The following is a 22,926-nucleotide window of genomic DNA, read 5'->3' as shown; positions in this document are numbered from 1 at the left end:
GCCTGGCTGCCGGAACTTCCTTCTGTTCATCTCTTGACATCGCTCACCGATCGTACTTCCCTCTCTTAGGAGACGTTCACGTCTCCAAATAATCTACGAGGTGACCATGGAGAACTTCACCCGTCGGCAGGCCTTGCGGGCAGGGGCGCTCGGCCTCATGTCGGCCGGATTCCTGTCGTGGAGCGCCGAGGCCAACGCCGCCTCGACCATCGAGACGACCTACAAGGCAGCGGGTCCGTGGGCGGTCGCCACCGGCACCTCCGGCGGCCACCGGCTGTACTACCCCTCGACCCTGGGCTCGGGCGGCGTCAGCCATCCGATCGTCACCTGGGGCAACGGCTCGTGGGCCACGCCGGACAACTATCCGGGGCTGCTCAACCACCTCGCGTCGTGGGGCTTCGCCGTGGTCGCCTCGACCGACACCACCACGGGCACCGGCGCCGAGATCCTCGCCGCGGCCCAGCACCTGGCCGGGCTCAACACCGATCCCACCAGCCTCTTCCACGGCAAGCTCGACACCGCCAAGGTCGCGGCCGTCGGCCACTCCCAGGGCGCGGGCGGCTCCATCAACGCGGCCAACAACTCCGCCGGGCTGATCAAGACCGTCGTGCCGATCGCCACGCCCGCGCAGTGGATGGCGAGCCCGGGTGACGAGTTCTCCGTCGCCGCCCTGACCTGCCCCGTGCTCTTCCTCAGCGGCGCCAACGACTGGCTGATCTCCTCGGCCGGGACCCTGCAGGGCTACTACGACCAGGCCACGGCGGGTGCGGGCAAGGCGCTGCTCAAGGGCGCCGGGCACAACGACATCCAGAACACCGGCGGCGCCTTCCTCGGCTACGTGGCCGCCTGGCTGAGGTATCGCCTGATGGCCGACACCACGGCCAGGGGCGCGTTCGCGGGCGCCGGGCCCGAGCTCCCCACCAACACCGCCTGGCAGAACCAGGCGCTCAAGAACCTCACCTAGGAGCAGCACCATGGCGGATCTGACGCGGCGCGGTCTCCTCGCCGCCGGCGCGCTCACCCTGCTCGCCGGATGCGGCGACGACCGGCCCCGTCCGCAGGCCGTGGACGGCAGGCCGCACGGTGAGGTCACCGTGTGGCTGCACGGCTCGCAGGACACCGGCAGGCAGTTCCAGGAACTCGTGCACCGCTACATCGCCGAGTTCAAGGTCGACGTGAAGCTGCTCTACCTCCCGGTGGGCCAGCTCGACGCCAAACTGCTGACCGCGTTCAGCGGCGGCGCACCGCCCGACGTCTTCAAGATCGGCCACTGGAGCTTCCCCACGCACGCCAAGAAGCAACGCCTGGCGCCCGTCGACACCAAGGCGCTCTCGCCGCAGACCTACGAGCCGGGCACGCTCACCCCTCTCACCTATCAGAACGTGCCCTACGGCGTGCCCATCGACTTCAACCCCTGCATGCTCTACTACCGCAAGGACCGCTTCGAGCAGGCCGGACTCGACCCCGACAAGCCGCCCGCCACCTGGGAGGAGATCGCCGAGTACAGCGCCAGGCTGACCTCGGCGGACCGCACCCGGGTCGGCCTGCAATGGCTGTACGGCGACCCGCAATGGGCCCTGATGACGCTGACCGCCCTCATCCGCGGCAAGGGCGGCGACCTCGTCACCGACGGGGGCACGAAGGCGTCACTGGCCACCGACCAGGGCATCGCCGCCCTGACGTACATGGCCGGACTCGGCAACCCCAAGCTCTCCAACCCGCTGGGCGCGCTCGGCCTGTTCTACTCCGGCGAGGCCGCGATGGTCGTCAGCGGCGCCTTCCTCGGCCCCGCGCTGGAGAAGCTCGGCAAGGACACCCTCACCTTCGGCAAGCAGTACGGCGTCGCCCCCATGCCCACCTGGTCGGGCGGGACCACCGTCGTGCCCGCCTACACCTGGGGCTGGGGCGTGGCCAAGGACTCGCCGAACCAGTTCACCGCCTGGCACCTGGTCAACTACCTGCAGGGCGCCCCGGCCGTGACCGCCAACCTCGACAACGGGATCATCATCCCGGCCAAGGGCTGGCGCGAGGCGGGGCCGCGCGGCAAGTCCGAGATCATGAAGATCGTCGCCGACAGCCTGCCCGACGTCGACTTCGGCCCGGTCATCCCCGCCACCCTCGAACTGGCCAAGGCCGCCTCCAGCGCCGTCGACTCCGTCGCGCACGGCAAGGCGACTCCCGCCCAGGCCGCCGCCACCTTCGACTCCACCGTGCGACCCGCCCTGTGAGCGTGCTCGGCAGAAGCGGCAGGGCAGGGCCCCAGGCTGTGGCGGGGGTGGCGCTGACCCTGCCGGTCGCGGTGTTCTTCGTCGTGTTCTGGCTGGTACCCTTCCTGGCCGCCGTGTATCTCAGCTTCACCGACTACGAGATGGCCGGAACGCCCCGCTGGATCGGCCTGGCCAACTACGAGCGCATGTTCGCCGATCCCGGCTTCCTGAACTCGGCGTGGATCACGGTCGTCTACACGGTCTGCACGGTCGTCCCGACGATCGTGCTGGCCCTGCTGGTGGCCGTGCCGCTGAGCAGGCCCGGACGGCTCAACCGCCGGCTCAGGGCGCTCGTCATGATCCCGGCCGTGATGCCGCTGGCCGCCACCTCCATGGTCTGGGTGATCATCTACTCCGACCGCGGCCTGGCCAACACGCTCGTCGGCCTGGTCGGCATCGAACCGCAGGCCTGGCTGACTAGCTCGGACCTGGCCATCTGGGCCCTGGTCGTGATGGTCGTGTGGAAGAGCATGGGCCTGTTCGTGATCATCCTGACGGCCGGGCTGCAGGCACTGCCCGGCGAGGTGTACGAGGCCGCGGCCATCGACGGCTCGGGCCCGGTCACCACCTTCACCCGGATCACGCTTCCGCTGCTGCGCAGGACCCTGCTGTTCGTCCTGGTCATCTCGGTGGCCGGGTCGATGCAGGCCTTCGTGCCCGCCTTCCTGCTCACCGGCGGCGGGCCCGCCGACGCCACCCAGGTCCTGCCGTACTACATCTGGGCCAATGCCTTCCCCTACGAGCACATGGGCTACGCCGCCGCGATGGGCATGGTGCTGTTGGTCGCCATGGTGATCGTCTCGGCGCTGCAGTTCGGGTTCCTGAAGGGAGGCGACGAATGAGGGCGGGAACGGCCCTGCGCACGGTGTGGCTGGTCGTCGCGGTCGGGTTCATGCTGCTGCCGGTCTACTCGATGCTCGTCGTCGCCTCGGCGCCGGACGACACCGATCTGCGCGGGCTGGTGTTCAACGGGTTCCATCTGCCGGAGAACATCGCCGTGCTGTTCGGCGAGGGCAATCTGCCCACCTATCTGCGTAACAGCCTCATCCTGTGCGTCGGCACCGGCGTGCTGGACGTGTTCTTCTCGGCTGCGGCGGGCTACGCGATGGCCCATCTGTCCTTCCCCGGCCGCCGCGTGCTGTTCGCCCTGGTCGTCGGCACGCTCGCCCTCACGCCCATGGTCCTGGTCATCCCCGTCTTCCTCATCGTGAAGGAGCTCGGCTGGGTCAACACCTTCCAGGGCATGATGGTGCCGGGCATGATCAGCGCGTTCGGCGTGTTCCTGGTGCGGCAGTTCGCGCTCGGCATCCCGAAGGAGCTGCTGCTGGCCGCGCGGGTCGACGGCGCGGGGGAGCTGCGCATCTTCTCGCGCATCGCCGTGCCGCTGCTCAAACCGGCGCTCATCACGCTGTTCCTCGTGCACTTCCTGGCGCAGTGGGACAACCTGCTCTGGCCGCTGATCGTGGCCAACGAGCAGGACCTGTGGCCGCTGCCGGTCGGGCTGGCCAACTTCCAGAGCGAGGTCGGCTTCAACTACCACCTGACCACCACCGCGGCCCTGGTCACCGCCGTGCCACCGTTCATCCTGATGGTGACACTGCAGCGCTACTACGTGGCGGGGCTCACCTTCGGAGGCTTGAAACGATGATCCCGGACACCGCGCGCATGATGGAGTGGATCGCGACGGTCACCTCGCGGGGCATCAGGCGTCCCGGCTACCCCGCAGACGACTGGACCGCCGCCTGGGCCGCCGAGCGGTTCACCGAGTTCGGGCTGCGCGACGTACGGCTGACGCCGGTCGAACTGCCGTGCTGGGAGCCGGTGTCCGCCTCCCTCGTCGTGCGTGCGGACGCCGATCCCGCGCGGGTCGTGCGGGTGGCGGCGTCCGCGTTGCCGTACACCAGGCCGGAGGCCGTCGTGAGCGGGCCGGTCAGCAGGGAGATCGTGCCGGGGGCGATCGTCGTGCCGGAGTACACCTTCGCCGAGCTGCCGCAGTCCTTCGTCAGGGACCTGGCCACGGCCGTGCACGATCCGGAGGGCGTGTTCGACGACCTGGTCCAGACGCTGCCGTTCCAGCTCGACTACCTCGACGTCGTCCAGGGCGTCATGGACGGCGGCGCCGCCGCGTTCGCCGGAGCGCTGACCGGGGTGCCGTGGGAGACGCGTGACTACTACGTGCCCTATGACGCCGTGCGGCGCGACCTGCCCGCCGTCTGGCTGTCGGGCGGCGACTCGCGACGGGTGCTCGACCTGGTCGACGCGGGTCCCTGCACGGGGACGCTGTCCGTCGAGGCGCTGACGCGGCCGGTCGTCTCGCACAACGTGGTCGGCGCCCTGCCGGGCCGCTCCGATCAGTGGGTGATCATCGGTTCGCACCACGACGCGCCCTGGGCCTCGGCCGTCGAGGACGCCTCGGGGATCGCCCTGGTGCTGGCGGCGGCGCAGTACTGGGCCGGTGTGCCCGAGCGGGACAGGCCGCACAACATGATCTTCCTGCTGACCGCGGGACACATGGCGCACGCCGCGGGCACCAGGGCCTTCATCGAGGACAACCGCGACCTGCTGGGCGAGGTCGTCCTGCAGCTCCACCTGGAGCACGCGGCCAGGCGGTGCGTGGTCGTCGACGGCGTGCTCGTGCCCACCGACGACCCCGAACCCGGCTGGTGGTTCACCACGAGGAAGCCGGAGCTGGAGAGCCTGGTGGCCTCGGCCCTCGTCGCGGAGGACCTCAGGCGCTCGTTCGTCCTGCCGCCCGACGCCTTCTTCCCGATGCCGCCGACCGACGGGGCCTTCTTCCATCCCGAAGGCGTGCCGCTCGTGCACTTCCTGTCGGCCCCCATGTACCTGTTCGACTCGGCCGACACCATCGACAAGGTGTACGAGGCCGGACTCGAACCGCTCACCAGGGCGGCGATCCGCATCGTCGAAGGGACGGCCGGATGGAGTCGCGCATGATCGTCTCGACCACCGCCGGGCTGGTCGAAGGCAGGACGGTGGAGGGCGTGCTCGCCTTCATCGGCGTGCCGTACGCCGCCCCGCCCTTCGGTGCGCACCGCTTCGGCGCGCCCGCGCCGCCAACGCCTTGGCAGGGGGTACGGCAGGCCCGCACCCGTGGCCACGCGGCCCCGCAGGCGGCGGGCGAGGACGTCGGACTGTACGCGCCCGACGTCTTCGAGACCGGCGAGGACTGCCTCAACCTCGACATCCACACCCCCGAGACCGGCGCGGCCGGCCTGCCCGTCCTGGTCTGGATACACGGCGGCGCGTTCTCCATCGGCGGCAACGGCGCGGCCTGGCACCAGGGGCACCGCTTCGCCCGCGACGGTGTGGTCTGCGTGGCCGTCAACTACCGGCTCGGCTTCGAGGGCTTCCTGGCCATGCGGGACGCACCGCTGAACCGGGGCGTGCTCGACTGGCTGGCCGCACTGGAATGGGTACGCGACAACATCGCGGCCTTCGGCGGCGACCCGGCCCGGGTGACGATCGCCGGGCAGTCGGCGGGCGGCGCGGCCGTCGCCACCCTGCTGACGATGCCGCGCGCGGCCGGGCTGTTCCGGCACGCGATCGTGATGAGCGGCTCGGCCACGCTGGTCGCCACCGAGCAGGAGGCGCGCGAGCACGCCGAGATCCTCGCCGCCGAGCTGGGCATCGCCCCGACCAGGTCCGCCTTCGCCGCGCTCTCCCCCGAGGCGCTGGTCGCCGAACAGCCGCCGCCGCTGACCGGCGACGCGGGCGGGCTGACCAAGTCGGTGCCGGTCAAGCCGATCGTCGACGGCGACCTGATCCCCGCCGTCCCGCTCGACGCCCTGCGCGCGGGCGCGGGCGCGGACGTCGCACTGCTGGCCGGTTGCACCTCCCAGGAGGCCGACGTGTTCGTACGCCGTCTGGCCGGCGATCTCGACGACGCCTCGGCACGTGCCCTGACCGACCACCTCGGCATACAGGTCGACGAGCCCGGCCTCACGCCCGCCGAGCGGGTCGGGCGCGCCTTCACCCAGCACCTGTTCACCCGCGAGACGCAGTGGATCCGCGAGGCCAGGCCCGCCTACGGGTATGAGTTCCGGTGGGAGTCGCCCGTCGAGAGCCCGGTGGGAGGCGGACGCGTGGGCGCGGTGCACAACCTCGACCTGCCCTTCGTCTTCGACGTGCTCGACGCGCCAGGCGTCGGACGCACGGCGGGACCCGATGCGCCGCAGGCCGTGGCCGACGCGATGCACGCCGCCTGGGTGCGCTTCGCCCGCACCGGCGACCCCGGCTGGCCGCTCGGGGACACGATGATCTTCAATGGAGGTTCCTGACATGACGTCCTACGCGAGCGCCGTCGCGCCGACCCCACTGCTGGGCGAGACCATCGGCGACAACTTCGAGCGGACCGTGCGCCGCTTCGGCGAGCGCGAGGCCCTCGTCGACGTGCCGTCGGGCAGGCGCTGGACCTACGCCGAACTCGACGCCGACGTCGACCGCCTGGCCCTGGCCCTGCTCGCGTCCGGCATCGCCAAGGGCGACCGGATCGGCATCTGGGCGCCGAACTGCGCCGAATGGGTGCTCGTCCAGTACGCCACCGCGAAGATCGGCGCGATCCTGGTCAATGTCAATCCCGCCTATCGCGCGCACGAACTCGACTACGTCGTCAGGCAGTCCGGCCTGCGCCTGCTCATCAGCGCGCTCACGCACAAGGGCAGCGACTACCGTGCGATGGTGCGGGAGATCGGCTTCACCGACGTCGTCTTCCTCGGCGACCCCGGCTGGGACCGCCTGCTGGAGCAGACCGTACCCGTGGAACGTCTGCGTGAGCGCATGGCGTCGCTGAGCGCCGACGACGCGATCAACATCCAGTACACCTCGGGCACGACCGGCTTCCCCAAGGGCGCCACGCTCTCGCACCACAACATCCTCAACAACGGCTACTTCGTCGGCGAGGGCCTCAGGTACACCGAGCACGACCGCGTCTGCCTGCCCGTGCCCTTCTACCACTGCTTCGGCATGGTCATGGGCAATCTCGGCGCCACCTCGCACGGCGCCTGCGTGGTCATCCCCGCACCCGGCTTCGACCCCGCCGCCACCCTGCTCGCCGTACAGTCGGAACGCTGCACCTCCCTGTACGGCGTGCCGACCATGTTCATCGCCGAACTCGCACTCGCCGGGCAGTACGACCTGTCCAGCCTGCGCACCGGCATCATGGCGGGCTCGCCCTGTCCGGTCGAGGTGATGAAGCGCGTCGTCACCGAGATGAACATGACCGAGGTCGCCATCTGTTACGGCATGACCGAGACCTCGCCCGTCTCCACCATGACCGGTCACGACGACAGCCTGGCCCGGCGCACGGAGACCGTCGGCCGGGTCATGCCGCACGTCGAGGTCAAGATCACTCACCCGGAGACCGGTCGCACCGTGCCACGCGGCGAGCCGGGCGAGCTGTGCACCCGCGGCTACTCGGTGATGCTCGGCTACTGGGACGACCCCGAACGCACCGCCGAGGCCATCGACACCGCCCGCTGGATGCACACCGGCGACCTGGCCACCATGGACGCCGACGGGTACGTCAACGTGGTCGGCCGCATCAAGGACATGGTGATCAGAGGCGGCGAGAACGTCTATCCGCGCGAGGTCGAGGAGTACCTCTACCGGCATCCGGACATCGCCGACGTCCAGGTGGTCGGCGTGCCCGACGAGAAGTACGGCGAGGAGCTCATGGCCTGGATCGTGCTGCGACCGGGCAGCGCCGCACTGGGCGCGGAGGCCGTGCGGGAGTTCTGCGCGGGCAGGCTCGCACACTACAAGATCCCCAGATACGTGCATGTCGTGGACGGCTTCCCGATGACGGTGACCGGCAAGATCCGCAAGGTGGAGATGCGCGAGGAGGGCGTACGGCTGCTGGGACTCGACCGGTGAGTACGTCTTAAGTCTGCCCCGCCAGGCTGACAGCCCTATGGCCGGTTTCGTCCGGGCGAAGGACGAACGCCCGGGCACGCGCTGCGATTCTCAGAGGGAGGCGCCTCCTCATCCCACTGATCCCCTCTCCGGCCCGGCCGATCGAAGGCCGGGTCCGGACGGGACATCGCGAAGGAGCATCCGCAATGAGAAAGCACCTGGTGGTGTTCACCCTGCTGGCCGCCACCCTGGTCGGCGTCGCACCCCACGCCTCCCTGGCGTCGACGACCGGCGGCACGGACAAGCGGGTGCGCGAGGCCCTGGACAAGGCGTTCGCCGAGGCGAGCGGCGGTGCGGACGGCCAGGCGGTCCAGGCCGTCGCCATGCGGAACGGCAGGGTCATCTGGTCGGCGAAGATCGGCAGGGCGATCGAGGAGCCGCCCGCCGCCGTCACCGGGACGACGATGTTCAGCCTGGCCAGCTTCGGCAAGCTGATCCTCGGGGCGTACGCGCTGCACCTCGTCGACCGGGGCGAGCTCTCGCTGGACACCCCGATCTCCGCCTATGTCGGCAGGAAAGTCGCCGGGGCGCGGGTGGTCACACCCCGCATGCTCCTGTCGCACACCGCGGGCTACCCGGAGATCTACGCCCAGCCCGACGTCGCCGAGCTCATGCCCACCGGCGCGAAGTACGAGCCCGACCGGCCCTTCACCTTCGACATGCTGGCGCCCGGCGTGCGTCAGCCGGTCGATCCCGGCAAGAGCTGGGCCTACTCCAACACCGGGTTCATCCTGCTGGCCCAGGTGCTGACCAAGCTGGCGGGCGGCACACACGCCCTCGAACGCGACGTCAAGCGCTTCCTCGCCAGGACCGGCGAACGCGGCGACCAGCTCACCGCCAAGCGCTCCCCGAGCGACCTCCCGCGCTTCGCCCACGGCTACTTCGCCGAGAACGGCAAGCTCACCGACTACTTCACCGCCTTCGGCGCCACCGGCATCCCCAGCGACGCCTTCGGCCTCCCGTTCGGCGACGGCATGTTCGCCGGAACCGCCTACGGCGCCGCCCGCTTCCTGAACGCCCTCTTCGTCGACAAGAAGGTCCTGCGCCCCGCCACCCTCACCACGATGACCACCCCCTCCCCCCAGTCGGTCGCCGCAGGCACCACGTACGGCCTGGCCACCTTCAGCGTCAAGACCGGCACCCGCACCTGGCAGGGCCACACCGGCGGCTACGGAGGCTTCACCTCCATGGGCGCCACCGACCCCGCCCGAGGCGTCACCCTCGTCGTCCTCACCAACCGCCTCTACTCCGACACCGACGCCCCCGCCACCTGGGTCCCCCTGGCCAAGGCCTACACGGCAGCGACCTCCTGACCACCCCGACCACCACGTTCAGCCGAGATCGGCCACCAGCAGGTCGAGCGCGGCCTCCTCGTGCAGGGCGGCGCCCAAAGCCGTCATGGCCGGGGCCAGGGCCGGATCCCAGTCCGCGCTCACCGGCCGCCCGGTGAGCGGGAGATGCGGGATCCCGGCGGCCCGGGTGCGTTCGGCGAGCAGCTCGTAGTCGTCGGCGCACATCCGCCACGGCGATGCCCGGTAACGCCGGACGACCCGGTTGGCCAGCAGCAGACCCGGCCAGTCGAAGTCCCCGTGATAGGCGAAGCGGCAACCGGCGTCGGCCAGACGATCCAGCAGGACCAGCACCACGGTCGCCGCGCTGCCCGCTGTACAGACCAGTGCACCGGAGCAGGCGGCGTCCGCGGCTGCCTCCACCACCCGGGGGTTCTCACAGATCCGGATCACCGTTCCGGCGGGCACCGACAGCCGAAGGCCGCGCAGGTCGCGCAGGGTGAGCTGGCTCTCGGCATGATGCTCGGCCCGCTCACGCAACGCACGCTCACGCCAGCCGCCGCCCTCGGGCCGCAGCCCGTACGTGAGCACCGTGCTCGACACCTCGTCGGGCGCCACCTCGGCCAGCCGCCACAGCGCCCGCCGCCCTGCCGCGTCGTCCGGGAGGGCGACCCCATGGGCCAGGGCGAGGCCACGCTGGACCAGTCGGGCCAGCCAGGTCCCGTCGTCCAGCCCGTGCGCGGACCCGGTCGCCTCGGCGGCGAGCTCACCGCGGCCTCGTGGCCCTGTCGTTCCATCGCCTCCTGCGTCACCGAGCAGCGCGCTCAGGACCGCGACCGCCTGTCGCAGCGTCCGCGCCGCGACCTCCGGCGGCACTCCCGCCGGAAGGCCCGTCCGGCGCAACGCCTCCAGCCACTCCTGTGTCCATTCCGCATGGGCCAGCGCGGACGCGCTCAGGGCCACGGAGACCTCCGACCAGGTCCGGTCGCGCCGTGCCCGCGCCTGCGCCCTGACGGCCCGGCGGTCGGTGAGCGGCGGCCCGAGCGCATTCAGGATCTCCACCAGCCCGACCCCGGCGGCCGAGGCCCGCAGCCGGGCATCCAGCATGTCCAGCCGTACGGTCACAGCGGCACCGGTGACCGTACGGCCGAGCAACTGGGTCAGGACGATTCGCTCGGCGTGCCCCAGTCCGGTCAGCCGCAGCGAGCCGGTGGCGAGCAGACCGTTGCCCTCCAGCCGTACGCGCGCCGCCTTCCACAGCCGGTCGAGTGCGGGAAGCGCCAGCCACTGCCTGGTCTCGGGGGGAATCACACTCATCCGGCGACCAGACGCCGCCGGTGCCCGTTCCAGGTGTAGTGCAGGGTCGCCACCCCCCGGACATGCGGATCGCGCAGGCATTCGTAGATCTCCAAGGCCGGGACCTCGGCCCAGTTGCCCATGAGCCGCTCACTGGTGAGGACGAAGTCGAGATCGAGCTCCACCAGGATGCGCCCGAGCCTGCCATGGGTGGGCTCGTCCACCTTGGCGAACGCGTCGTCCAGCAGGATCAGCCGGGGAGCATGTGGTGCGGACTCGCCCAGGGTGGTGAAGTGGGCGGCTGCAGCCGCGAAGAGCACCAGGTAGGAGAGCACGCGCTGCTCGCCCTGGCTCAGACCGGTCCGGTTGTTGAGCTTGCGCCTGCGGCCGGGGGCTGCGTCCTCGACCACGAAGGTGTCGAAGCGGAACCAGTCCCGGTAGTCCAGGGCCGTCTGCAGATGGGCCGCGTAGTCGGCGGAGGGGTCGGCCTTGCGCGCGTCCTCGATACGCCGTTGCAGCACGTCGCGCAGCCGTTCGGTCTCGTCGCGGCTGCGCAGGCGCGAGGGACTGCGCAGCAGCTCGACGGCGGCCCGTACATCGGCGTCGACGTCCTCGTGCAGGCGCCACTGCAGCTCCACCCCGAGGCCGTGCGAGGTCCGCACGGTACGCAGGGTGTCGTTGAGCGCGGCGACCAGATCGGCGGCGGCGATCACCTGCTCCGACAGGTGGTCGCCCAGCTCTCCGGTGAGGAAGCGCTGGAAGACCTCGCTCTCCCGTTCGGTGAGCCGGCCCCGGGCTTCGGCCGCCCTGGCCGCGATCCGCTCTCCCACGACGGCCACGTCGTGTGTGCCGTGGTCGTCGATCAGGCGGCAGACCTTGATCCCGTCATGCTCCTCCACCTGAGCGTCGTATCCGCCTGCCAGGTGGTCGCGCAGCTCGGTGTGCCGGTTCAGCAGCGCGCTGTCGGACACCTCGCTCTTCGGCCGGTCCAGGCGTTGCTGGAGCACGTCGGCCAGTTCGCGCAGCGCACGGATCCGGGTACGGGTCGCGGCCGAGGGGTCGTCCGCCCGTCCTTCGAGCAGGGAGGAGGCGTCAAGACCGGCTCCGCCGAGCACCTCCGGGCGCCCCAGCGCGCCGCGCAGGACGCCGCCCACCGCGATGACCGCCTCCTCCTGCGCCTCCAGCGTCGTGAGCTGTTTCTTCTCCGTCTCCTCCGCGCGGATCCGCTGCTCGCGCGCATCGGCGTGCGCGTTTCTCGCCTGGGGGAGCCGATCGGCGAACCCGCTGATCCGTCGTTCGGCGTCCTTCTCGCGGTTCAGGATCTCGGCCTCGGCTGCTCCGACCGCGGCCTCCAGGGTGCGGAGCCTGCCGTCCTCGGGACGCAGGTGCTCCAGCGCGGTCTCGTAGTCGGTCTGCGCCGTTCCCCGGGTGCGCCGGGCGTTGTTGTGCCCGTTCTGCTCACCGCGGTTGCCGTCGAGTCCGCCGATCGTCCTGTCCGTGGTCCTGCCCAGGCGGTCCAGGCCGGAGCTCAGGGACTTCAGTGCGTTCCGGATCGTGGCCAGGCCGTCCAGGGCGGCCGGGAGGTCGTGGGCCGACGCGGTGTCCTCCGCGATCCGCCTGGCCGACACCGCCGCGGTCCTGGCGTCGGCAGCCCTCCTGGCCGCCTGGGCCGCCTTGCCTGTCACCGTGCGGACCGCGGCGTCGGCGGCGTCGAGGCGGGCCCAGGCGGAGGCGAGCGCACGGGCTTTGGGGAGGCTGCGGCGGCCGTCGGTCACCGCACGCCGCCACACCTCCACCTCCTCCAGCCGCTGCTCCGCGGCCCGCAGCGCCTCCCGCTCCTCGGTGATCCGGCGATCCAGCTCGGCCAGCCTGCGAAGCCTCGTCCGCGCCCGTACGGCGGCGCCCACGTACTCGGCGGAGTCCTTGGCATGCCGGCCGCGCAGGGGCCCCAGCCGCCAGCCGCCGTCGTGGTACACGGCGTTGGGCGCCGTGGTCTCCCGCAAGGGGGCGAAGGCCACCGCGGCCAGCACCTGTTCGACCTGCTCGGCCGTGACCCCGCCTTCGGGCATCGGAACCGGCCGCAGCACCTCGCCCAGCCTGGCGTCCGAGTGAGCCGGGGCTCCGGGAGCCAGCAGGGTGTCACGGGTGAGCGGGTCGAGCGTCACGCCGTCCGCGGTGACCCAGGCGTCCAGCAGCCCGCTCGCCTCCAGGGCGGCCTCGAGCCCGGCACGCTCCCCGTCCGTCGTGCCGTGCGCGAAGTCCACCAGGCGGTACAGCGGCGCTCCCGTGCCCGGTGCGCGTTCGGCGTTGCGGTATGGCGGCGTGGGCGGCTCCGGATCGGTGCGGCGCTCAAGGGACTCCCGCTCCGCGATCAGGGTCCGCACCGCCTCGTCGAGGAGACGAACGCCCTGGGCCCTGTCGTCGCGCAGCTGCGTGAGCCGCGTGTCGTACGGGTCCAGGATCGCGTCGGCCGCCTGCCCGGCCTGCGCGTCGGCGTCGGCGGGCAGCACCCGCTCGTCGAAGGGGGCGTCAGCGGAGGCGGAGAGATCGACCGTGGCCAGGATCGTGTCCGGCGCTGGACGGCCGGGTCCGAGCGCGGCGAAGGTGCGCTGTGCCCAGCCGGTCACCCCGTGGGCGTAGTCGATGCTCTCCGTGATGACCTGGTCCCGTTGTGCCGCCGCTGTCTCGGCTGCCTCCTCGGCCTCGTCCTCCAGCCGTGAGCGCTCGGCCTCCTCGCCGACGGCCTTGCGCTGGGCGCGTTCGGCCTTGCCGACGAGATCGGTGACCTCATCGGTGGCACGGCCTCGGTTCTTCACGACCGTCGCCGCCCCTGTCATCCGGTCCCGCCACGCCCGGAGCGCGGCCTCGGCGGCCTCGGTGTCGGCCGCGGTGACCCGCCGGTGCCGTACGGTCTGCCGCCCGCCCGCCGGGTCGACCAGCTCCTCCTCGGTATGGCCTGTCGCCCGGTCGACGGGCAGGGCGACGGGGACGCCCAGATGGCTTGCCGCCACCCCGGCGCGCTCAGCCTCCGCCAGGAGCGATCGGTGTTCGTCGGCCAGTTCGCCGAGTCGGCCCCGCAGCCGGGCGACACCTTCGGCGAGGCGGTCGGCCGCCTGCTCCTCGGCGCCGTGCGCCTGCAGCAGCGAGGTGAAGGCCGTGGTGGCGGTGGAACGCAGGGCTTCGACCTTCGCCCGCAGGTCGGCCAGCCTGCCCAGGTCGCGGTAGGCGTCGCTGGAGCGCAGGGCGAAGAGCTCGGCCCGCGATCGTTCGAGGTCCTCGCCCAGCGTCCGCAGCGCGTGCTCCGCCTCGTTCTCCCGGTTGCGCAGCCCGCTCGTCCGCTTCACCGCGTCACCGGCCTCCCTGCGGCGCAGGCCGAGCAGGTCGAGCTCCCGGCCCACCGCCTCGGCCGCCCGCCGCAGCACGCCGGTCAGGTAGCCCCGGTAGGCGACGAGGAAGGTACGCAGGGCCGCGTCGGTCTTCTCCAGGCGGCCCAGGTCCTGTCTGACCGTGTCCAGGTCCTGCAGGTTGCGGGCCACCTTCTCCACCACCTCCTCCTCCAGGCCCGGCAGCGTCTCGCTCAGCAGGGCCGCCACCCCGCCCGACTCGACCCGGTCGCCGACGGTGGGGCGCCGCAGCTGGTGCAGCAGGTGAGTGAGGTTGCGGTACCTGGCGGTGTCGGTGATGCCGAACAGCTCACGGGCCACCCGTGCACGGTGATCGGCGGCGCGCTCGGTCACGTGCGCCGCCCCGACCGCCTCCTTGAGCCGCTCCACAGGCAGCGGCGTCCCGCCCTCCACCAGCCGCAGGCCTTCCCCCACCCGAAGCGGGGTGACGAAGAACGACGGGGAGGCCTTCTTCGTCGACCTCGACGCCCGGATCGCGGCCCCGAGGGTGAGGTACCTGGCCGCTCCGTCCTGTTCGCCGCGGAACTCGACCCACAGGTAGCCCAGGCGATTGGTCTGCTCGAACCCGTCCAGCATCAGCCAGGTCAGCGTGGTTCGGCCCGTCCCGGTGGCGTCCAGCGCCCGCGCGTCCCCGTCCAGGAGGTAGGGCAGCAGCATCTCCAGGGCCTTGGACTTTCCCGCGCCGTTCTTGCCGCGCAGCAGCAGCCGCCCGTCACCGAAGGCGAACTCCTGCTCGTCGTACTGCCAGACGTTGGCGATGCCCGCCCGGTGCAGCCGGAAGCGCGGCAGGGTGGGGGAGTCGGTGGTCACAGTGGCAGCTCCTCCTGAAAACCGGCTGTTTCGGCGGCCTTCCTCACGGTGACGTGCGCGGCATATCGCGCGGCAGCCGCCAGCAGCACCCATCCACCGGTGCCGGGACGCGCTCCGGTGACGTCGGTGACCGAGCGGCTCTCGACCGAGGGCGCCTCGTACTCCTCGTGCAGGCCGTGTCCCTGGGCGCGCAAAGGACCGGCCGGGGCCATCAACCGCATCCGTGCCAGCAGGTCCATGGCCGCCTCCCGCAGGGCGGGCGGGTCGTCGACATAGGCCTGCTGCCAGTTGCCGCGCCGCCCGTACTCGGTGATCAGCTCGGCGAGCACCTCGTCCGCCAGCCCTTCGGGTACGGCGACGCCGACGACCAGTCGTCCTCCGGTGGCGGGATGGCCGGGATCCTCGGGACGCAGTCGCTCGACCAGCCCGGCCACGAGCAGGAGTGCCGCCTGGGCGACCGTGCCGGTCCCCGGCAGGTGCAGGTCGGTCAGATCGTCGTCGGAGTCCACGAGCGCCACGCCTTCGGCCCGGATCTCGGCCTCCAGACCGAACAGTTCGGAGAAGGCCACCGCCTCACGGCGTTGCCTGGTCCGGAGCCAGTCGCGCTCGGCGTCGGTCAGGTCGTCCAGGTAGAGCACCGCCCGTTCCGCCATCATCCGGCGTACGTAGGTGCGAGTGCCGCCGACCCCGGGGTCGGCGGCACGCAGGACCAGATCGGGACCGCTCCGGCTCTGGCCGAGCGGCCCGGCCACCACGGCGCGTGCGATCTCGCGATCCACGGTGAGCAGAGCTTCGCCGCCGTCCTCGTAGGCCACCACGCCCACCGTCCCCTCGGTCTCGGTGAGCACGCCCCAGGCGACCAGTCGCTGCAGGGCCGCGGCCAGGGGCCGCCTCTCCGCGGCCCGGCCGCTCTCCTCCAGCTCGATCTCGGCGTCCGCTGCGGCGGCCCTGATGTCGGCGACCAGCCGGGACAGCAGCAGCTGCTCGGGGGCCGTCACCAGCACCGACAGAGCCAGCGCCAGCAGAGCGTAGGTACGGGGAGTGAACGGCGCCCCGCTGGCGCGTTCGAACCGATGCCCCGCCGCAGGGCCGAGCCCGGCCTTGAACAGCCGGGCGTAGGAGGTGTCGACCAGCAGCCGATACCCCAGCACCAGCTGGAAGCGCTTGGTCAGCCAGTCGGCATGCCTGCGGACCAGGGGGAACAGGTCCGCGTGCGGGCCGTTCGCGCTCACCAGCGGATGGGCGAGCAGCAGTCGCGCGGCGGCGCGCCGTTCCGCGCCGAGTGCGGCGTCGTGGGCCGAAGGGACGCTCATCCGGCGCCCGCACCGACCTCCGCTTCGAGGCCCTCGACGGTCAGCTCCAGATCGTCCAGCACGAGGACGCCGTCCACGGAGCGCAGCACCGTACGCGCGCCGCCGACCCGGCGTACCGTGAGCCGGATGCCGAGGTCGGGCTCCTGGCTCCATGCCGCCTCCAGGTCGAAGCCCTGCGACTCCCGTCGCAGCTGAGCGTTCCCCAAGGCCGTCGCCAGCAGCTCCAGCAGCAGCGAGAGCGCGGCAGAGGTGAGCTTCGTGTCGGCGAACTGCCCGGAGGCGCTGCGCAGTTCGGCAGCGGACGCGTCGCGGGCCTCGGCCTGTTCGCGTGCGGCCTGACGCAGCCGCCGCTTCTGCGCCGAGTGGTCCTCGACCGAGGCCGTCCGGCCGCGCTGCGCACGGCTGCCGCGCTCGCGCAGCGCGACCGGCACCTCGACCACAGGCCCGGTCCACCAGCTGGAGTAGGCGGGGATCGCCTGGTCGGCGTCCGGGGGCAGGCTCAGATGCCTGGCGCTGTACAGGCCGAAGGCGGCGACCGCGATGTCGTGCGCCTCCTCGGGGCCGGCCGTGTCGAACCAGGAGGCGAGCCGCAGCAGGTCCTTGCGCCTCGACATCTCGCCCGAGGCCGAGCGGAGCATACGTTTGGCGTTGGCGAGCAGCGACTGCAGCGCCCGCAGGGTGGCGTTGCGCAGCTGGTCCACCTGGCTGCCGTGGCCGTCCAGGTCGCTGAACCAGCCGCGCAGGCCCTCCCAGTCGGACAGCTCACGGCCACGGCTGCGCTGCACGCGGGTCTCCTCGCGCCCCGCAGCCGAGACGGCCGCCCCCGAGAGGCCGTGTGCGTGGGCGTCCAGGCGTTTGAGCAGGCCCGGCAGCTCCGGCCAGAGCCGTTCCAGCAATGAGGCGATTCTCGGAGCCCGGAACGCGACGTCTTCCGTGATGGCCTCGACATAGTCGAGCAGCAATTCTTTGAAGCCTTGGTACTCGGCGCCGTCCAGGTCGTACCTGGCCAGTACCTGTCCGAGGTAGGCGTAGAAGTCCCTGACCGATTCGGCGAATCCGGTGAACTGCACGAAGACCGTGCTGACTCTTTCGAGGACATCCTGCGGATCGATGTCATCGCGATCGCCGACGAGTCCGGCGAGTTCGCGCAGCCCGCGCTCGACCAGAGCCAGCAACTCGCTGCTGACCTCACGTGCCGCGTCGGCTCCGGCCAGGACCTCGTCGGCGTCGCGCTGGATCTGCTCGCCCGTCTTGGACAGCTGGTATCTCGCCCTGGCGCGTTGATAGTCGGCGATGCTCACCGCCTTGACCGTGTGGCTGCCGCGCAGCAGGTTTCCCCAGCGTACGAGCTGTTCCAGACGGGAGGTCAGCGTCTCGGCGTCCAGGCCCGACGCCGGTCCGCCCGAGCCGGCCAGCTTCGCCAGCACGTCAGGCGCGGCAAGGTCGGCGAGCAGCGTCGCACAGAACACCCTCATGATCGCCACGTATTCCAGCCGCTCCGGCGCGCTGAGATAGCTGTAGGCGTTGAGCCGCTGCCAGACGTCGCGGCCCTGCGACTCTTGCATCGTGTTCGCCGCTGCCTCCTCTTGCGACGGCACGGCCGTACGACCGGGCCGGAAGCCGGAATCGCATCGTATTTGCGTTCAGCGGTCCGTGGTGCGCTTCATCGCATTCATTTATATCCCCGCAATCATTAGAACGGGGTATCTGCGGCAAGCTTGGTCATGAAAGGAAATCCTGTCGAGGAGAAGCACCAGAGTCGCGTTCTCACCCGAGGTGTTGGAGTGCGACGGCCGCGCGCCGGCGTTCGTCCTCGTCGCCGGTCTCGGTGGCGATCGCCAGGGCCAGGCGGTGGTGCTGGGCGGCCTCGTCGGCACGGCCCATGGCGCGCAGCGTCGTGCCGATCGCATTGAGGACGCTGGCCTCGCCGTACCTGTGCTTGGTCGTGCGGAAGATCTGGAGCGCCTGCTCCAGGTGGCACAGGGACTCCTCGAAGTGTGCCTGGTGGCACAGGGCGGTGCCGAGGTTGCTCAGGGCGGTGGCCTCGCCGTCACGGTGCTCGATCTCGCGGAACAGGCCGAGCGCCTCGCGCAGCCGCACGACGGCGAGGTCGTTCTCGCCCAGCGAGCTGTGGACCTGGCCGAGGTTGCACAGGGCGACGGCCTGCCCGGCGCGGTCGCCGAGTGCGACATAGATGTCGTGCGAGGCCAGGAAGTGCCCCGCCGCCTCGGGGTAGGCGCCGAGCGACTCCTCCAGGTTGCCCAGATTGGTCAGCGCCCCGGCCTGGCCGAAGGGGTCGTCGATCTCGCCGTACAGGGCGACGGCCTCGCCGTGCCTGGCGGCCGACGAGGCGAACTCGCCGAGGCGTTCCTCGATGATGCCCAGATTGGACAGCGAGCGGGCCTGGCCGTGCCGGTTGCCGATGCTGCGGCACAGCTCCAGCGCCTCGCCGAGCTCCGCGACGGCCGGGGCGTAGCGGCCGAGCAGCCGCAGGACGACCCCGGTGTTGGTGCGCAGGTGCGCCTCGCCCTCCGCGTCTCCCGTGCTCCGCGCGGCCTCGACGGCGCATGCGTAGATCGACAGGGCCTCGGTGCCGTGCCCGGACTCCAGGTAGCGGTGCAGCGCCGCGGCCAGGGCGACCGCGCGTTCCGGCCGTCCCTGTCTGACCGCGTAACGGCAGATCGTGCCGAACGACGCCAGCTCGCCGTCCAGCCAGGCCAGGGCCGCGTCCGGCGAGAGGGCGACGCCGCCCGGCTTGAGGGCCAGCCCGGCATGGCGCCAGCACTCGCTCCACCCGGGGTAGAGGGCGTTGCTCGCCTCGACGGCCATGCCGCAGTAGTGCTCAAGCAGCCTGTCAACGGCCGCCTGCCGCTCGGCCTCGGCGTCGGTGGCGAGGCTCGTCTCGGCGGCGTACGCCCGCAGCAGGTCGTGGAACCCGTAACGCCCCGAGGCGTCGCATCGCAGCAGGTGGGCCGAGGCCAGCCGGTGCAGGAGCCGGGCCGCGCCGCTCTCGTCGACACCCGAGAGCGCCGCCGTACAGGCCGTGGTGGCATGCGACGCCGGGTTCAGGCTCAGCAGTCTGAACAGGCGCTGCGCCTCGGCGTCGAGCAGCCGGTACGAGCAGCCGAAGACATGCCGGATCGCCGCCTCGCCGCCCAGGTCGAGCAGGTCGAGCGGCCCGGCCCGGCGCAGCCGCGCCACCACGCCGGTCAGCGGCAGGTGCGCCTGCGCCCCGGCGTACTCTGCGGCCAGGCGCAGGGCCAGCGGCAGGCGGGCGCAGATGGCGGCGAGCGCGTCGACGCTGCCGGGATCGCCGCCCGCCCGCTCGCCCAGCAGCCTGCGCAGCAGGTGGACGGCGTCGCCGAGGGGCAGCAGGTCGAGTTCGATGCGATGCGCGCCGTGCAGGGCGACCAGGGCGGCCAGCCTGTCCCGGCTGGTGACCAGCACGAGGGTGTCGTGCGTGCCGGGCAGCAGCGGCCGTACCTGCTCGGCCGAGGCCGCGTTGTCGAGCAGGACGAGCAGCCCCCGGCCGTCGGTCTCGGTGCGCCAGCGCGCGGCCCGCGACTGGGTGTCGGCGGGAATGGCCTGATCGGGTACCCCCACCGCGGTCAGCAACCGCCCGAGCGCCTCGTACGGCGACAGCGCGTGTTCGGCGTCGTCGCCGCGTAGGTCGAGGTGGATACGCCCGTCGGGGAACAGGTCGCGCCGATGGTGACCCCAGCGCACGGCGAGCGCGGTCTTGCCCACGCCCGCGGTGCCGCAGACGACCGCGATGCCCGGCGGGCGGTCGGCATGCACGGCGTCGAGCCGGGCCAGCTCGCCCGCGCGTCCGGTGAAGTCGGGCACCGGCGCCGGGAGCTGCCGCGGAATCCTCGGCGCGCCCCTGGCCTCCTGCTCCTCGAACAGCTGCCGATGCGCCCGTTCCAGCTCCAGGCCCGGGTCGACGCCGAGCTCGTCGGCCAGCACGAGACGGGTGGCTTCGTAGCGCTCGAAGGCGGCCGTGCGCTGGCCCGTCGCCTGGTACGCGCGGATCAGGGTGGCCTGGATCGCCTCGTCGAGCGGGTTCGCCGCGCCCTGCACCGCCAGCGCCGAGACGACCTCGGCGGCATGTCCGGCCCGCAGCATGAGATCCCAGTACGACAGCTGCGCGCGACGGCGTTCGGCCTTGAGCCCCCACACCTTGGGATGGTGTTCGAGCGTGGGCACGTCGGACAGGGGCGCGTCGTCCTCCCACAGCCGCAGCGCCTCCTGGAACAGCGCGGCGGCACGCGCCGGGTCGCCGCCGGTCTCGGCCTTGTGCGCGGCTGCCACCGCGCTCCGGAAACGCAGCAGGTCGAGGGCGCCCTCCGCCAGGCGCAGCAGGTAGCCGTCGCCGACGGTGGCGAGCACGCCGCCCTGGTCACGCGGGCTGCGCCGTGGGTCGAGCAGGCGGCGCAGGTGCTTGGTGTGCGTCTGGAGGACGTTGACCGCGCTCGACGGCGGCCGGTCGCCCCACAGCGACTCGATGAGCTCGCGGCGGGTGGTCAGCCGCCCGGCGTTGAGCGCCAGCACTCCCAGCATCAGCCGGCGGGCGGGCGGCCCGGCATCGACCTCGCGATCATCGCGCCACACCCGAAGGCGGCCGAGCACCTGGATGACCAGCATCGCCATAGTGTAATAGCGGCGTTCAATTGAATTCCAGAGTATGTCCAGAGGCCGACGCTTCCCTTCGTCCAACGTTTCTTCACGAAGGGAGTAAGGCGTGTCCCGATGGAAAGCGGGGATCGCGGTCCTCGTTTTAGGACTGTCATCCCTGCTCATCCCGGCAGCCCCGGCAACGGCGGCACCTTATCAGCCCGCACCGCAATCCGCCGCCGCCCAGGAATGCGGTCCCGACCTCAAACAGTACGCGACGAAGCTCGCCGAGACCGGGAAATCCGGGACCGCCACCTGTGTACGAAAGCAGGCCAGAAAAGCCGGTCAGGTCAAGGCAGGGGTCAAGTCGGTCGCCGCCGATATCTGCGGCGGGCAGCCCACACTCACCCGAACGGCCGCATGCGTGATCGACGACGGCATCGTCCTCATCTTCACCGTGCCGGGCGGAGCCGTCATCGGCTCGATCGAGTTCACCGCCTCCAGTCTGACCACCCTGGACTACGGCTCGCTGCAATGGACGCAGTCGTGGCACTACCAGGCCAAGTCAGTCGCCGGTCCGGCGATTCCCGCAGTGCTCGACACGTTCGTCTACGCCGAACCGCAATGCCAGGCCAGCTGTACGGTGTCCAGCAGTGGGCTGGTCGGCGGATCGGCGCTTCCCGGTCGTGTGCACTCGGCCACCGCGTACTTCACCAGTCCGCTCAGCGGTTACAAGTGGGGCGCGCGCGGCGGGATGAAATACTGGTTCGCCAACTCGGCGTGGGTGAACCCGACGACCGTGCCCTCGGTCACCTCGCCCGTCGCCCATCGGTGCGACGACGCGCTGCCCGGATATCCCAGAGGCTGTGTCTACGATTCCGTCCGGCCGGTGCACGACATCCTGACGTATCGCTATCCGGCCTACGCCTACCACGTCCAGCTCGCCACCAAGCATTTCAAGATGCCCGACGTCCTGACCAGGACGCAGAACCAGGCCCTCATCGACAGCAATTACGCCACGGCCTGCCCGCCAGGCCATCCCAAGCCGACGACGCCCGGCACCTGGTCGTGTGACGAGTACCCCTACAAGTCCACCTACAACGGCGCCGCCGGCCAGCCGTACGGGCGCAACATCTTCCTGTTCAACTGGCGAACCGGGTACGAGTTCAACTGCGGCGCGTCCTGGCTGCCGAACCGCACACCGAACGACTCCGGCGGCTACAGCGTCTGCATGATCCCCCTGGCCGAGAACAGCCTCGGCGGATCCGACCTGGGCGCCTTCTACTACAAGTCCCGAGTCCTGGACGGAGACCAGTTCCAGGTCCGCGTCATCTGACCGACCGAGAAACTTGCCTGGCGACCATCCCATCGGGGGCCAGGCAAGTTGCCTCTCCTATCAGGCCCAGGCGCCTTCTGGGATGCGGAAGAGCGCTCGATCGCCGGTGAACCAGTCCGGATCGATGAAACGACCGGTGACACGGCCGATCAGCAGCAGATAGTCGTTGATCTCGTCCTGCGCGTCCTCGCCGGGCGTGAGGTCGACGGCGTGCTCGGTGAACATGCCGTCCAACTCGCCGGAGAAGTTGGCGTCGCGCCCATATTGGCCTCTGCTTTCTCCGTCACGCCAATAGGTGAGGCCCCGAACTCCGTCTTCACCGTATTCCAGATAGAAAAGCCGGGCGCCATCCGCACTGAGCGGTTCCGGGAATACGCCGGGGCCTCGCAGGCCGATGACGTGCAGCCATCCTGGAGCATGCGCGCCCATCCACACGACCTCGTCGGACGAGTACGCGTGGGGGTCGTACCAGCGCATGGCCGTCGGCAGGTCGCAGTCCAGCCTGCTGCCGGGATCGGCACGCAGAATCCCGGCGACGCGTTCGATGTCGTCGCCTTCGATCCACGTCCCGGCGAACTGGTGCGAGAAGCCGTGCGTGTCCAGGAGCTCTGCTTGGTCGTGGGCGGGGAACGGGGGAGTGCTGTGCAAACTCAACTGCCTTTCGAG

The 22,926-nt window shown here is 71.1% G+C and carries 15 protein-coding genes; 9 read left to right on the top strand and 6 right to left on the bottom strand.

From position 1 onward, the window contains the following. Positions 1-106: 106 nt before the first annotated feature. From ACTWNK_RS40465 to ACTWNK_RS40430, 8 genes are all read left to right on the top strand, one after another. Positions 107-964, top strand: a complete 858-nt coding sequence (locus ACTWNK_RS40465; protein ID WP_474311130.1) for a poly(ethylene terephthalate) hydrolase family protein — start codon at positions 107-109, stop codon at positions 962-964. Between the two features lie 10 nt (positions 965-974). Further along, positions 975-2,228, top strand: a complete 1,254-nt coding sequence (locus ACTWNK_RS40460) for an ABC transporter substrate-binding protein (RefSeq protein ID WP_474310232.1) — start codon at positions 975-977, stop codon at positions 2,226-2,228. A 2-nt stretch (positions 2,229-2,230) separates the two neighbouring features. Next, positions 2,231-3,109, top strand: a complete 879-nt coding sequence (locus ACTWNK_RS40455; RefSeq protein WP_474310231.1) for a carbohydrate ABC transporter permease — start codon at positions 2,231-2,233, stop codon at positions 3,107-3,109. After that, entirely contained in the window at positions 3,106-3,915 is an 810-nt protein-coding gene (locus ACTWNK_RS40450) for a carbohydrate ABC transporter permease (RefSeq protein WP_474310229.1), read from the top strand. The genes ACTWNK_RS40455 and ACTWNK_RS40450 overlap by 4 nt, the downstream gene beginning before the upstream one ends. Next, positions 3,912-5,222: a M28 family peptidase gene (locus tag ACTWNK_RS40445; protein WP_474310228.1), complete on the top strand. Its 1,311-nt coding sequence runs from the start codon at positions 3,912-3,914 to the stop codon at positions 5,220-5,222. Before ACTWNK_RS40450 ends, ACTWNK_RS40445 begins: the two co-directional genes overlap by 4 nt. Next, positions 5,219-6,565 (top strand): carboxylesterase/lipase family protein, encoded by a 1,347-nt coding sequence (locus tag ACTWNK_RS40440; protein ID WP_474310227.1) that lies wholly within the window; start codon positions 5,219-5,221, stop codon positions 6,563-6,565. Before ACTWNK_RS40445 ends, ACTWNK_RS40440 begins: the two co-directional genes overlap by 4 nt. A gap of 1 nt (position 6,566) precedes the next feature. Continuing rightward, a complete protein-coding gene (locus ACTWNK_RS40435) occupies positions 6,567-8,159 on the top strand; it encodes an AMP-binding protein (RefSeq protein WP_474310226.1) in 1,593 nt (530 codons plus the stop codon). Positions 8,160-8,344: 185 nt separating this feature from the next. Then, positions 8,345-9,511 (top strand): serine hydrolase domain-containing protein, encoded by a 1,167-nt coding sequence (locus ACTWNK_RS40430; RefSeq protein WP_474310225.1) that lies wholly within the window; start codon positions 8,345-8,347, stop codon positions 9,509-9,511. An 18-nt stretch (positions 9,512-9,529) separates the two neighbouring features. Here ACTWNK_RS40430 and ACTWNK_RS40425 read toward each other — a convergent pair whose 3' ends face one another. The 5 genes from ACTWNK_RS40425 to ACTWNK_RS40405 all read right to left on the bottom strand — a co-directional run bounded on the left by ACTWNK_RS40425 (position 9,530) and on the right by ACTWNK_RS40405 (position 20,954). Then, positions 9,530-10,804 (bottom strand): TIGR02679 family protein, encoded by a 1,275-nt coding sequence (locus tag ACTWNK_RS40425; protein ID WP_474310224.1) that lies wholly within the window; start codon positions 10,802-10,804, stop codon positions 9,530-9,532. Next, positions 10,801-14,997, bottom strand: coding sequence for a TIGR02680 family protein (locus ACTWNK_RS40420; RefSeq protein WP_474310222.1), 4,197 nt, complete (start codon positions 14,995-14,997; stop codon positions 10,801-10,803). The genes ACTWNK_RS40425 and ACTWNK_RS40420 overlap by 4 nt, the downstream gene beginning before the upstream one ends. Next, positions 14,994-16,310, bottom strand: a complete 1,317-nt coding sequence (locus tag ACTWNK_RS40415) for a TIGR02678 family protein (protein ID WP_474310219.1) — start codon at positions 16,308-16,310, stop codon at positions 14,994-14,996. Before ACTWNK_RS40415 ends, ACTWNK_RS40420 begins: the two co-directional genes overlap by 4 nt. Next, on the bottom strand, positions 16,307-17,875 hold the full coding sequence (locus ACTWNK_RS40410; RefSeq protein ID WP_474310218.1) for a TIGR02677 family protein: 1,569 nt from the start codon (positions 17,873-17,875) through the stop codon (positions 16,307-16,309). The genes ACTWNK_RS40415 and ACTWNK_RS40410 overlap by 4 nt, the downstream gene beginning before the upstream one ends. Before the next feature lie 202 nt (positions 17,876-18,077). Continuing rightward, a complete protein-coding gene (locus ACTWNK_RS40405) occupies positions 18,078-20,954 on the bottom strand; it encodes an AfsR/SARP family transcriptional regulator (protein WP_474310216.1) in 2,877 nt (958 codons plus the stop codon). A 394-nt stretch (positions 20,955-21,348) separates the two neighbouring features. Between ACTWNK_RS40405 and ACTWNK_RS40400 the strand changes: the two genes are divergently transcribed. After that, positions 21,349-22,260, top strand: coding sequence for a hypothetical protein (locus ACTWNK_RS40400; RefSeq protein ID WP_474310215.1), 912 nt, complete (start codon positions 21,349-21,351; stop codon positions 22,258-22,260). 60 nt (positions 22,261-22,320) lie between these two features. Here ACTWNK_RS40400 and ACTWNK_RS40395 read toward each other — a convergent pair whose 3' ends face one another. Next, the gene (locus tag ACTWNK_RS40395; protein WP_474310214.1) at positions 22,321-22,908 is read right to left on the bottom strand and encodes a hypothetical protein; all 588 of its coding nucleotides are present in this window, start codon (positions 22,906-22,908) and stop codon (positions 22,321-22,323) included. Between the last annotated feature and the right edge of the window lie 18 nt (positions 22,909-22,926).

Source organism: Nonomuraea sp. IBHARD001, assembly GCF_056106265.1.
The sequence above is the reverse complement of the archived record's forward strand: the minus strand, read 5'-3'. Positions and strand labels throughout refer to the sequence as shown.